Source organism: Providencia sp. PROV200, assembly GCF_049901995.1.
In the GTDB taxonomy this organism is placed as follows: Bacteria; Pseudomonadota; Gammaproteobacteria; order Enterobacterales; family Enterobacteriaceae; genus Providencia; species Providencia rettgeri_E.
The window spans coordinates 2,633,903-2,646,621 of the sequence record NZ_CP096307.1 but is presented as its reverse complement, the minus strand read 5'-3'; the positions used below and the strand labels follow the sequence as shown (position 1 = coordinate 2,646,621).

At 40.4% G+C, this 12,719-nt stretch carries 7 protein-coding genes and 8 tRNA genes; 11 read left to right on the top strand and 4 right to left on the bottom strand.

All coding sequences use genetic code 11. From position 1 onward, the window contains the following. Positions 1–125: 125 nt before the first annotated feature. The 4 genes from zipA to M1E86_RS12095 all read left to right on the top strand — a co-directional run bounded on the left by zipA (position 126) and on the right by M1E86_RS12095 (position 4,958). Positions 126–1,127, top strand: a complete 1,002-nt coding sequence (gene zipA, locus M1E86_RS12110) for a cell division protein ZipA (RefSeq protein ID WP_213913187.1) — start codon at positions 126–128, stop codon at positions 1,125–1,127. A 57-nt stretch (positions 1,128–1,184) separates the two neighbouring features. After that, positions 1,185–3,203 carry an NAD-dependent DNA ligase LigA gene (ligA, locus tag M1E86_RS12105; protein ID WP_125892118.1) on the top strand — a complete coding sequence of 673 codons (2,019 nt, stop codon included), beginning with the start codon at positions 1,185–1,187 and terminating at the stop codon, positions 3,201–3,203. Positions 3,204–3,478: 275 nt separating this feature from the next. Then, a complete protein-coding gene (locus tag M1E86_RS12100) occupies positions 3,479–4,663 on the top strand; it encodes a NupC/NupG family nucleoside CNT transporter (protein ID WP_004264869.1) in 1,185 nt (394 codons plus the stop codon). Between the two features lie 79 nt (positions 4,664–4,742). Further along, on the top strand, positions 4,743–4,958 hold the full coding sequence (locus M1E86_RS12095; protein WP_004912576.1) for a DUF3820 family protein: 216 nt from the start codon (positions 4,743–4,745) through the stop codon (positions 4,956–4,958). A gap of 236 nt (positions 4,959–5,194) precedes the next feature. Here M1E86_RS12095 and M1E86_RS12090 read toward each other — a convergent pair. The 3 genes from M1E86_RS12090 to gltX form a co-directional block, all read right to left on the bottom strand. Beyond that, positions 5,195–5,270: transfer RNA gene (locus tag M1E86_RS12090), tRNA-Ala, on the bottom strand. Positions 5,271–5,312: 42 nt separating this feature from the next. After that, positions 5,313–5,388: transfer RNA gene (locus M1E86_RS12085), tRNA-Ala, on the bottom strand. 175 nt (positions 5,389–5,563) lie between these two features. Further along, on the bottom strand, positions 5,564–6,985 hold the full coding sequence (gltX, locus tag M1E86_RS12080; RefSeq protein WP_125892116.1) for a glutamate--tRNA ligase: 1,422 nt from the start codon (positions 6,983–6,985) through the stop codon (positions 5,564–5,566). 422 nt (positions 6,986–7,407) lie between these two features. Here gltX and M1E86_RS12075 point away from each other — a divergent pair. From M1E86_RS12075 to M1E86_RS12045, 7 genes are all read left to right on the top strand, one after another. Then, positions 7,408–7,483: transfer RNA gene (locus M1E86_RS12075), tRNA-Val, on the top strand. Positions 7,484–7,509: 26 nt separating this feature from the next. Beyond that, positions 7,510–7,585 (top strand) — tRNA-Val (locus M1E86_RS12070). A gap of 37 nt (positions 7,586–7,622) precedes the next feature. Next, positions 7,623–7,698, top strand: a tRNA-Val gene (locus M1E86_RS12065). Positions 7,699–7,735: 37 nt separating this feature from the next. After that, a tRNA-Val gene (locus M1E86_RS12060) sits at positions 7,736–7,811 on the top strand. A gap of 37 nt (positions 7,812–7,848) precedes the next feature. After that, a tRNA-Lys gene (locus M1E86_RS12055) sits at positions 7,849–7,924 on the top strand. A gap of 32 nt (positions 7,925–7,956) precedes the next feature. Next, positions 7,957–8,032: transfer RNA gene (locus M1E86_RS12050), tRNA-Lys, on the top strand. Positions 8,033–10,117: 2,085 nt separating this feature from the next. Further along, positions 10,118–10,411, top strand: a complete 294-nt coding sequence (locus tag M1E86_RS12045; RefSeq protein WP_125891382.1) for a helix-turn-helix domain-containing protein — start codon at positions 10,118–10,120, stop codon at positions 10,409–10,411. A gap of 234 nt (positions 10,412–10,645) precedes the next feature. Here M1E86_RS12045 and M1E86_RS12040 read toward each other — a convergent pair whose 3' ends face one another. Further along, on the bottom strand, positions 10,646–12,412 hold the full coding sequence (locus M1E86_RS12040) for a potassium/proton antiporter (protein ID WP_248466696.1): 1,767 nt from the start codon (positions 12,410–12,412) through the stop codon (positions 10,646–10,648). Between the last annotated feature and the right edge of the window lie 307 nt (positions 12,413–12,719).

Genomic DNA, 12,719 nt, shown 5'->3' with positions numbered 1-12,719 from the left:
AAGCGGAATATTCTCTTTCTTGTAAGAAAATCGTTCTGGGGGTTGCACTTAGAGCAATTGAGAAATAATCTTAAGGTAGTTTCCGCCGTGTTGGCATTATCATTCATCAACTAGAGATAGCAGCGATGCAGGATTTGCGTCTGATATTAGTGGTCGTAGGTGCGATAGCGATTGTCGCTTTATTACTGCATGGTTTATGGACCAGCCGTAAAGAGCGCTCGAAGTTATTTCGCGACAGACCCGTAAAACGTAGAAAGAACGATATGCAAGAGAACTCATCAGAATATGATAGTTCTGCATTATTTACTGAAAATCAACCTACTCAGCAGGCACCTGTTCATCCAGCTGCCACTGAGCCTGTATATCCGGTAAAAAATGAGTCTCCAGTTGAACCTAATATACAGGCACAGGCGTCGGTTGAACCTGATATTGTTATGAATAGGGAGCCAGAGGCTAAATCACCCGTACATAGCGAACCTACGCCGCATCAACGTAATGAAGCTGTTCATGTTCCTGAGCAACTCACCATTAACATGAGTGAGGAAGTAGCCGTTGAGCCTGAACTTCAAACTCAACCGGTTACCAATGCCGCTACTGAACCACATATTGATTCAACTAAATTAAGAGAAGAGCCCCAGTCGAGTACCTATGAACAAGAGACGCAGCATATTGAGAAGAAAGCTGAGCCGCAGGAAGATCCTGCTACAACAAGTAGCAAGGAGACAGTCCTGGTACTTCACGTAGCCGCTTTGCAAGGGCAGGAACTTCAAGGTGAGTTATTACTGCAAAGTATTTTACAAGCCGGTTTCCAATTCGGGGAAATGAAAATATTCCACCGCCATGTCAATCCATCGGGTACGGGACCAGTGTTGTTTAGCCTTGCTAACATGGTGAAACCGGGCTCATTCGACCCTGAGACAATGGCTGACTTTACTACGCCAGGGGTTTCCATGTTCATGATGGTACCGTCTTACGGTGATGCAGGGCAAAATTTCAAACTGATGTTACAAGCCGCTCAACGTATCGCATCAGATGCGGGAGGGGTAGTCCTTGATGACGAACGTAAAATGCTGACACCTCAAAAAATAGAGGTGTACCATGCTCGAATTAGAAATACATTAAGTTAAATAAACATTGAACAGAACCCCCATTAATTGGGGGTTTTTTATCTGTATGAGTGGATCATGACAACCAAACAAGAAATAGACGAATTAAAAAAACAGTTACGTCATCATGAATATCAATACCATGTATTAGATGCGCCTGAAATTCCAGACGTTGAATATGACAAGTTAATGCAACGTCTCAAAGAGATAGAGGCACAACATCCTGAACTTGTCACGAGTGATTCGCCGACTCAACGTGTTGGTGCCGCGCCATTAGCTGCGTTTGATACCGTACGCCATGAAATTCCTATGTTATCGCTAGATAATGTTTTTGATGAGGAAAGTTATCTTGCATTTGATAAACGGGTAAGAGACCGTTTGAAAAATCATCAAGAACTGACTTTCTGTTGTGAGCTCAAACTTGATGGGCTAGCGGTAAGTTTGTTGTATGAAAACGGTGAGTTAGTACAAGCTGCGACTCGCGGTGATGGGACTGTCGGTGAAAATATTACTGCGAATGTTCGAACCATACGCGCTATTCCATTACGTTTAACAGGTAACAATGTGCCTGATCGTGTTGAGATCCGCGGTGAAGTTTTCATGCCTCAAAAAGGGTTTGAAGCGCTGAATGAGCAAGCGCGTAAAACAGATGGTAAAGTCTTTGCGAACCCTCGTAATGCGGCTGCGGGTTCTCTACGTCAATTGGATCCACGTATTACCGCCAAAAGGCCTCTCACTTTTTATTGTTATGGTGTTGGGTTAGTAGAAGGTGGCACGTTACCAGATACACATTATGAGCGTTTGATGCAATTCAAAGCATGGGGTTTGCCGGTTAGTGATTATGTTCAATTACGTGTTGGTCATCAGGCTGTATTAGATTTCTATCGTGAAATTGAGCAAGTTCGTCCTGATCTTGGCTTTGATATCGATGGTGTGGTGATTAAAGTTAACTCGATTGCAATTCAAGAAGAGTTAGGCTTTGTTTCTCGAGCACCTCGTTGGGCGACGGCGTTTAAATTTCCTGCTCAAGAGCAAGTAACACTATTAAAAGATGTAGAATTTCAAGTTGGGCGTACCGGTGCCATCACGCCTGTGGCGCGTTTAGAACCCGTGCAAGTTGCCGGTGTAGTCGTCAGCAATGCGACGCTACACAATGCAGATGAAATTGAACGTCTTGGCGTGCATATCGGTGATACGGTCATTATTCGCCGAGCAGGGGATGTTATCCCACAAATCGTCAGTGTTGTCGTTGATAAGCGACCTGCCGATAGCCGCGAAATTGTTTTCCCAACCCATTGCCCTGTATGCGGCTCTGATATCGAACGAGTTGAAGGTGAAGCGGTAGCGCGCTGTACAGGTGGGCTGATTTGTGGGGCACAACGCAAAGAAGCACTGAAGCATTTTGTCTCACGCCGCGCAATGGATGTGGATGGCATGGGCGATAAAATTATCGACCAGTTAGTTGAAAAAGAGTATGTCAAAACCCCCGCAGACCTCTATCAGTTAAGTGCTGGTATCTTAACTGGCCTCGATAGAATGGGGCCGAAGTCGGCACAGAATCTGGTTGATGCACTCAATAAGTCTAAGCAAACAACATTGGCTCGCTTTATTTATGCCCTTGGAATTCGTGAGGTTGGCGAAGCAACGGCGGCAAACTTAGCAGCGCATTACACCACACTTGAGGCTGTGATGGCGGCGGATGAAGAGTCACTAAAAACCGTTCAAGATATTGGTCATGTAGTTGCGAAACATGTGGTCAATTTTTTCCGTGAACCTCATAACCAAGCGGTGATTGAAGATTTACTGACTAAAGCAAATATTCACTGGCCTGAAGTCAAAGTGGTGAATAGTGCAGAAATCGACAGTCCATTTGCAGGTAAAACGGTGGTGTTGACTGGCTCGATGAGTGTATTAACCCGTGATGAAGCCAAAGACAAATTGGTCGCTTTGGGCGCGAAAGTCTCAGGAAGCGTCTCTAAAAAAACAGATTTAGTTATCGCAGGAGAGGCCGCAGGTTCTAAATTAGCAAAAGCAAATGAACTCGGCATACGCGTTATTGATGAAAATGAATTGATTCGTTTGCTGAATATCCAATAGTGAACTATATTCAATTTGACTTAGTTGCCTACAATCATTGTAGGCAACAATTTTATACGCAGGTTGTTGTAAGTCTTAACTTAAATTTTCAGTAAAATTTCTGTGCAAAAAAAGCGAATGGTAGGAATTGTTATCGTTGAAACGTGATCACCTTCTTCTTTTTGCAAAATACACCTAGTAAGCTTTCATATTAATGTGACTCCCGTCTCATTTAAATGTTGTCTATTACATAGAATATGCACATAGACTGATTCTTAAATTTGTTGGAGTCGCATATGACCTCGATCCTGCATTTCGTTTTATCTTTAGTTGTAATTGCAGCACTTGCCATTTTAGCCAGTAGTAACCGTAGAGGGATCCGTCCTCGCTATGTTGTTCAACTACTCGTTATTCAAATTGCATTAGCGTATTTGTTCTTAAAATCGAATATTGGCGAATCTTTTGTTCTTGGTGTGGCAGGGGTATTTACCCACTTGCTAGGCTATGCAGCAGAAGGGACTAAATTTATTTTTGGTGGCATGATTGAAGGCAACTTAGCGTTCTTCTTCTTACAAGTGTTATGCCCAATCATCTTTATTTCTGCGTTGATCGGGATCTTACAGCACGTCAAAATTCTCCCTATCGTGATCCGTATCATCGGTACCGTGTTATCGAAAGTGAATGGTATGGGTAAGTTAGAGTCTTTTAACGCAGTCAGTTCATTGTTACTGGGTCAGTCAGAAAACTTTATTGCGTATAAAGACCAACTGAACCGGATGTCAGACCGCAGAATGTACACCATGGCGGCAACTGCCATGTCAACAGTATCTATGTCTATCGTTGGGGCATACATGACCATGTTAGAGCCGCGTTTTGTGGTCGCTGCATTGGTTCTAAATATGTTTGGTACTTTCGTCGTCCTATCACTGATTAACCCGTATCCACCTGAAGGTGAAGAAGATATTCAAATGAGCAACCTGCATGAAGGACAAAGCTTCTTTGAAATGTTAGGTGAATATATTCTTGCTGGGTTTAAAGTAGCGATTATCGTTTCAGCGATGTTGATTGGTTTTATTGCCCTCATAGCGATGATTAACGGTATTTTCTCCGCGGTATTCGGTATCGACTTCCAAACCATGTTAGGTTACGTGTTCTATCCGTTTGCATGGATGCTTGGTATTCCCGCCGATGAAGCCTTACAAGTTGGCGGAATTATGGCAGTGAAAATGGTCACGAATGAATTCGTTGCGATGGACGGCTTGCAAGCGATTGCTGGTGGGTTATCTGAGCGCTCTGTTGGGATCTTATCCGTATTCTTAGTGTCTTTCGCTAACTTCTCATCTATTGGTATCATTGCGGGTGCAATTAAAGGCTTAGATGAGAAACAAGGTAATACCGTAGCTCGCTTTGGCTTGAAATTACTGTACGGTTCAACTTTAGTTAGCTTCTTATCTGCAGCGGTCGTTGGGTTGGTTTTGTAATCCACGAAAACATGCTAGATTACGAAACGGCGTTCAGATGAACGCCGTTTTTTGTGCTTGATATGAAAGAGAACTCAGAATGGAAAAACAAGATCTCATTGATATGGCCAACACGTATATGCCATTTGGTAAATATAAAGGCTGTGTATTGATTGATTTACCCGAAGAATATTTATTATGGTTTTATAAGAAAGGGGAGTTCCCTGCTGGACGTTTAGGACAGTTAATGGAAATGACGCTAGGGCTTAAAATTGAGGGCCTAGAAGGGCTGGTAAAGCCATTAAAACGGGGTTAGTTGACTGGCTTGGTGTTAAGCCCTTTTTAATCTCAATCGTTCTAGCACATCATATTATCCCCAAATATTTGATCTGGACTAAAGTTCACTCTGTATGCGACTGATCTACATTGTCGTAGGGAAAGCGTATCTTCAAGAGAATTTGGCTTCGTGACGATCACATCATATTGAATTTATTGAGTATATATTGATTTAAAATGGAAGAGACGAGTAGTGACGTTTAGTATTTAAATGATTGGTGGAGCTAAGCGGGATCGAACCGCTGACCTCTTGCATGCCATGCAAGCGCTCTCCCAGCTGAGCTATAGCCCCAATCGAAATGTTTTGTATTGTGCCACCTAACAGGGAATTAGATGGTGGAGCTAAGCGGGATCGAACCGCTGACCTCTTGCATGCCATGCAAGCGCTCTCCCAGCTGAGCTATAGCCCCAAACAAAATCTTTTGGACGGGATGCATCATATTCAAGCTAAGTTAGAGTGTCAATAAAATAATCGGGTTTTAGGTTTAATTGCTGAAATATAGAACATTTTGCAGTCAGCTGAGTGGAGAAGGGGGATTGAGGTAGAGAACTGGCCCCCAATAAATTGGAGGCCAATCATTTTACTTATTGAGCAGAAGCTTCACGTTCAGCGATAAACGCTAAGGCTTTTTCAATACGAGCTATGGAACGTGCTTGGCCGATAGCGTGGACAGTGACATCCAGGCCTGGAGATTGGCCAGCACCTGTCACAGCAACACGTAAAGGCATACCCACTTTACCCATACCCACTTCTAATTCTGCTGCGGTTGCTTCGATGGCTTGGTGAACATTTTCAGCAGTCCAATCAGTTATCGCAGCTAACTTAGCTTTTATCACTTCTAATGGTTGGCGAGCGACTGGGCGCAAATGTTTTTTCGCAGCATCTGCATCAAACTCGTCAAAATCTTGGTAGAAATAGTGGCAAGATTCCGCCATTTCTTTCAATGTTTTGCAACGTTCACCCAGTAACTTGATTAGTTCAACTAATTGAGGCCCTGTGCTGGTATCAATATTCTGTTGTTCAATATGCCATGCAAGATAAGTTGCAACTTCTTCGGCTGGTAAGGTATTGATATAATGATGGTTTAACCATTGTAATTTTTCAGTGTTAAACGCGCTTGCTGACTTACTGATAGCATCAAGGCTGAAATACTCTTTCATTTCTTCAACAGTGAAAATTTCTTGGTCACCATGAGACCAACCTAAACGTACTAAATAGTTAAGAAGGGCTTGCGGCAAATAACCATCATCACGATATTGCATAACGCTAACAGCACCGTGGCGTTTTGACAGTTTTTTACCGTCATCACCTAGGATCATCGAAACGTGAGCATACACAGGCACTGGTGCCCCTAATGCTTTTAGAATATTGATTTGGCGAGGTGTGTTGTTGATATGGTCTTCACCACGGATAACGTGAGTGATTTCCATATCCCAGTCATCAATGACTACGCAGAAGTTATATGTTGGGGAACCATCAGTACGACGAATGATTAAATCATCCAACTCTTGGTTACTAAATTCAATTGGCCCACGTATTTTATCATCAAAAATAACAGAACCATCTTGTGGGTTACGGAAACGAACAACGTGTGGCTCATCAGGTGTATGATTGTGGGCGTGGTCACGGCAGCAACCATCATAACGAGGCTTTTCGTTATTGGCCATTTGCTCTTCACGTAACGCTTCTAAGCGCTCTTTTGAACAATAACAACGATAAGCGGTACCCGCATCTAACATTTGGTCAATGACATCATTATAACGATCAAAACGTTTAGTTTGATAGTAAGGGCCTTCATCCCAATTTAAATTCAACCAGTTCATACCGTCCATAATGGCGTCGATAGCTTCCTGAGTTGAGCGTTCTAAGTCAGTATCTTCAATACGCAGGACAAACTCGCCCTGATTGTGGCGACTAAATAACCAGGAATACAGAGCGGTACGTGCACCACCAACGTGTAAATAGCCAGTTGGACTTGGCGCAAAACGGGTTTTGATTTTACTCATCGAGATTGCCTTAATTGCAAAACATGTTTTTGAAGCGCTTATCTGTTCACGGTTAGGAAACTAAAAACAGGCACAATTAACTTGATAGCGAGTTTGATGTTCTAAGCAGTGAAATGTCTAAGCATTGCTAAAATGTATATCTATTCTATCATCCTACAATGATTCCTCAATCAAGTTATCAGAATAGAAGGCAAGAAATTAGTTTGTTTCGCCAAATTTGACATAAATAAATGCGCTTTAAAAATAGTTTCTGTTTTTTTCTTAAAAGAATAACGAGAAAATGATAGGTAATTGATTAAAAAGGCGGCTTTTCTGGCGAATATTGAAACATCTTGATTATTTTTGCAACGAACGAAAAAAATCTATTGAAAAAGCGTTGACTCAGAACTCAGTATCCCTATAATGCACCTCCATCGACGACGGGGCGATTAGCTCAGTTGGTAGAGCACCTCCCTTACAAGGAGGGGGTCAGTGGTTCGAGCCCGCTATCGCCCACCACCGTTGACGATGAAAAATAAATAATTGGGCGATTAGCTCAGTTGGTAGAGCACCTCCCTTACAAGGAGGGGGTCAGTGGTTCGAGCCCGCTATCGCCCACCAATTATTTATTACAATGTGGTAGTATAAGTCATGAAGTGGGCGATTAGCTCAGTTGGTAGAGCACCTCCCTTACAAGGAGGGGGTCAGTGGTTCGAGCCCGCTATCGCCCACCAATTATTTATTACAATGTGGTAGTATAAGTCATGAAGTGGGCGATTAGCTCAGTTGGTAGAGCACCTCCCTTACAAGGAGGGGGTCAGTGGTTCGAGCCCGCTATCGCCCACCACTTCATTCATTACTCGCATTAAAATACAAATTTAGATGGGTCGTTAGCTCAGTCGGTAGAGCAGTTGACTTTTAATCAATTGGTCGCAGGTTCGAATCCTGCACGACCCACCATCTAAGCAGTAAAAAATAAAAAATTCCAAGATGGGTCGTTAGCTCAGTCGGTAGAGCAGTTGACTTTTAATCAATTGGTCGCAGGTTCGAATCCTGCACGACCCACCATCTCAAAGTCGTAAATTCGAATACACCCCTAACCAAATAAACACTCAGCCGCTAAGCCATGCCTCGACAAGCTGGTTGCAGGTTCAGCCCGTAGGGTAAATCCGAAGGATTTAAATCCTGCACGACCCACCATCTCAAAGTCGTAAATTCGAATACACCCCTAACCAAATAAACACTCAGCCGCTAAGCCATGCCTCGACAAGCTGGTTGCAGGTTCAGCCCGTAGGGTAAATCCGAAGGATTTAAATCCTGCACGACCCACCATCTCAAAGTCGTAAATTCGAATACACCCCTAACCAAATAAACACTCAGCCGCTAAGCCATGCCTCGACAAGCTGGTTGCAGGTTCAGCCCGTAGGGTAAATCCGAAGGATTTAAATCCTGCACGACCCACCATCCCAAAGTCGTAAATTCGAATACACCCCTAATCAAGTAAACATTCAGCCGCTAAGCCATGCCTCGATAAGCTGGTTGCAGGTTCAGCCCGTAGGGTAAATCCGAAGGATTTAAATCCTGCACGACCCACCATCCCAAAGTCGTAAATTCGAATACACCCCTAATCAAGTAAACATTCAGCCGCTAAGCCATGCCTCGATAAGCTGGTTGCAGGTTCAGCCCGTAGGGTAAATCCGAAGGATTTAAATCCTGCACGACCCACCATCTCAAAGTCGTAAATTCGAATACACCCCTAATCAAATAAACACTCAGCCGCTAAGCCATACCTCGACAAGCTGGTTGCAGGTTCAGGCCGAAGGCTAAATCCGAAGGATTTAAATCCTGCACGACCCACCATCTCAAAGTTGTAAATTCGAATACACCCCTAACCAAATAAACACTCAGCCGCTAAGCCATGCCTTGACAAGCTGGTTGCAGGTTCAGCCCGTAGGGTAAATCCGAAGGATTTAAATCCTGCACGACCCACCATCTCAAGCCATTTCTAAGTGAATCAAACATAACTTCATTACAGATTAAATCTAACGGATATATACTTATTTTGTTGATTACATTTTCTGAGTTGCATGGTAAAGAATTTGACAATTAATGATTTTGCGGCTCACTTTATATGCATAATAACCCAGTATACACCTTATAAATACCACCTAGCACTTATATCGATATTTCAATCTAGCAATAACAGAATATATTTGGCTAGTTATAGAATAGAATGTTTTCATTATACATAACTGGCAAAATAAAACGGTGGAAATGAATGTTTCGTGGTTACTTGTAGAATAGAAAAAGTAAATATAATTTTTTATAAACAAATCTTATCACATAGTAAATGGAAAGCGCTATATTTCAGTTTAAAACTCTAAGATTGTGTTTGCTTTTGAGTTTTTGTATTGATTTTCACACGGTAAAAAACAAAAAAAGTTAAATCAAAAATGGATTATCGATGAAATTTATTTTTCATAATTTTGTGATATTCATCTAGTAAAATGAATAATAAGCTTTCTTAACGTTATGGTTTTGTTATGATTGGTACTTGAGCATAATAAATCGCTGTCTCGCTAATTTAAAAATTTGCTAATTGTAACAGCCTCGCTGTTTTTTTAATGTACTAATATTTGTCAAATTAGAGATTTTTAAAGATAAAATTGATTGTTTTTACTATTTTTTACATTAAAGCGCCATGAATACAGGGGTTATCATTTCTGGTTATGTTAAATTGTATCAATAACATTAATATTGTTACAGTGTTAAATAATTCTGTTTATTTCCTTTATTTTTAGGTTATACATCGGCAATGTGGGTCTTTTTTAGATTAATATTCCATAAGGAGAGATATATCTTTTGGGCGACTATTTAAAAAAATTACGCACATTTAGTGTAACTGAGTGATTTTAAAGCGGTATTTCGCTTTCAAATGCAAAATGTATAGCATGAAACACTTTGTTACATAGTTGCAATGTCAATTTAGGACTAGTTGAAACTAATTATAAGGGTAGTATATCATTCTTTCCGATATATGCTGAATCGTCTATAGCATTATCACTGTTATACACATAAATATAAAAATAAAATCTGCAGATAATTATCTGTTAATTTTTATTTCCTTAATAATAAATTGAAGCGAGAATGTTTATGAACACGAAATATCCTGTCGCTTGTGCAGTTGGACAAAAAATAAAAGCCCTTAGAAGAGCTCAAGGCTTTACTGTTTTTCAGTTAGCTAAAGAGATAGATATAAGTGAACAGCAGCTATTTCGTTACGAGCGTGGTGTTAATCGTATCGATATAGATTGTCTTGTTCGAGTACTAAAAGTTTTAGACGTTAACATGGGTGAGTTTTTTAGTGAAGTCCTACAAGAGGATACTCAAGTAGATGAGGACACAGGTAATAAAGGGTTTGAAAGTACTGCATATACCCTTATATAGCCAGATATCGATATTGTCCCAGAATGAAACATAATTGATTTTCATTCTTAATTGTTTAAATTAGGAACGTAAATTAAACACAATTGCTGTTTATAGTTTAAATCAGACAATAACTATTATTATTCCATGTTTCATAAAAGAACAAATAAAAGCCCGAAAGGGCTTTTATTTTTTATCGTTGAATTCACTATTACTTAAAATGGGAGTCATTATCTCTGGCACATTTGAACATAGTCAACCTTCCATCTCTTTAATTGGTTCTAATATTACGGTTATGATGCGTGTCCCTATCATTTCCCCAATTTTTAATTGCAGTTGTTCTAATTTCAAGACGGTATCTTGTAAAGGTTCTGATATAGAAGCATAAATAAATTGGTTAAGCGTTCTTTCATCGCCATTATCAATTTGGATACCATAAGATGAGTGGATCTCATTTAATCGGGTCGTTCCTTTTAAACTTAATCCTGTTTCGGGTAGTTCAATAGGCGTGTTTTCAGAGATGTTTTTTTCTGAAAATAAATGCTCCAGAAAAATACGATTCTCAGGTTTAAGAACAACAAATAAATGGTCATCGGCATGAAGGATAGTTGACCCTCTTGGAGGTAAAACACTTTTTTCTCGCGTGATCATTGCAATAACAGTTTGGTCAGGTAATGCAAGTTGCGATAATCGACGACCTACTGCAGAGCAATCCTCACCTAATGTATATTCCACTAAATCTGCATCTATTTGGTCTACAGCGGTAATATCTAACGTTGCCGCAGGGATCAATGGCGGTGGCTGCATTAAATTTAATTTGCGTGCAACATAAGGCAAGGTTGAACCTTGTAAGGTCGCTGAAATTAATACCACAAAGAAAACTACGTCAAAAATTAGATGAGCATTAGGTAAACCATAGATAAACGGAAAAATAGCAAGAATAATAGGGACAGAGCCACGTAATCCTACCCAAGAAATTAATGTAATTTCAGGTTTAGGGAAACCAAATAATTTTAGAACCGGTATTACAGCCAATGGCCTTGCGATAAACGTTAAGACAAGGGCAATAATCAAACCTTCAAGCCAGACTTCAATTAGAGAGCTTGGGTTGACAAGTAACCCTAACATAACAAACATGATAATTTGGCTTAGCCATGCTAATCCATCATGGAACAAAAATGTATTGCGTTGAAAAACAAACCGATGGTTACCAATTACTACACCAGTAACAAAAATAGATAAGAAGCCACTACCTTCTAAATTACTTGCGAGACCGAAAGAAAGCAGCCCACAGGCAGCGACAAGCACAGGATATAACCCAGTAGCTATTAGTTTAATCTTATTGATAATTTTGACTGAAACCCAGCCTACACTCAAACCAACAACTGTACCTATCCCCATCTGGCTAAAAAATAGCAGAATTAACTCACTACCTGAAGCTTGTGGATTCATTAAGAGTTGTAATAAGCCAACCGTTAAGAATATAGCAGTGGGGTCATTGGTTGCACTTTCTATTTCTAAAGTCGATTGCAGGCGTTCATTTAAATAGATCCCGGCGTTGCGCAGTAAGGAAAAAACGGCGGCAGCATCCGTAGAACCGACGATCGCGCCTAACAATAGACCTTCCAGAAGAGGAACGTCGAGGATATAAGCCGCCGCGAGGCCAGTCACCCCTGCGGTTACAAGAACGCCTAGTGTTGCTAGTGTAAAAGACGGTTTCCAAACTAGACGAATAGATTTTACTGATGTTTGAAGACCCCCATCAAATAAAATTAAAGCAAGTGCGAGAGAGCCAACAGCATACGAAACATTAACGTTATCAAACGTAATTTTACCTATCCCATCTTCACCCGCTAACATGCCAACAAATAAAAACATGACAAGCATGGGCAAACCGAGTCTAGCAGATAATTTACTAGAGAAAATCCCCAAAAGAATAAGTATAGAAATCAATAAAATAAGTTGTTCAATAGTTGGCATAATCAGTTTAATCTGTAAGTGAATAAAACGCTGACGATGCATCGTAAAGCGCGCGTAGAAAGCAAAAAACAACAAAATGATTAAATATACATTGAGAACAGATTATTTTAGCAAAAAGCAGATAACATCCATTAAAATATATATCTACATGATTATAATATAAATAAATTTAAATAATTTGATTATTTATCGCATTTTTCACTATAAAAGAGCACTAAAATACGTAAAAAAATGATAAATATGAATAAGTAAGCGCGAGAGTGAGTTTTATTGTTAATTTTTTCTATTAACGATAATTATGGTGTTGGGGCTGCCGCAAGTATTAAGGATGATAATCGACACTTATAAA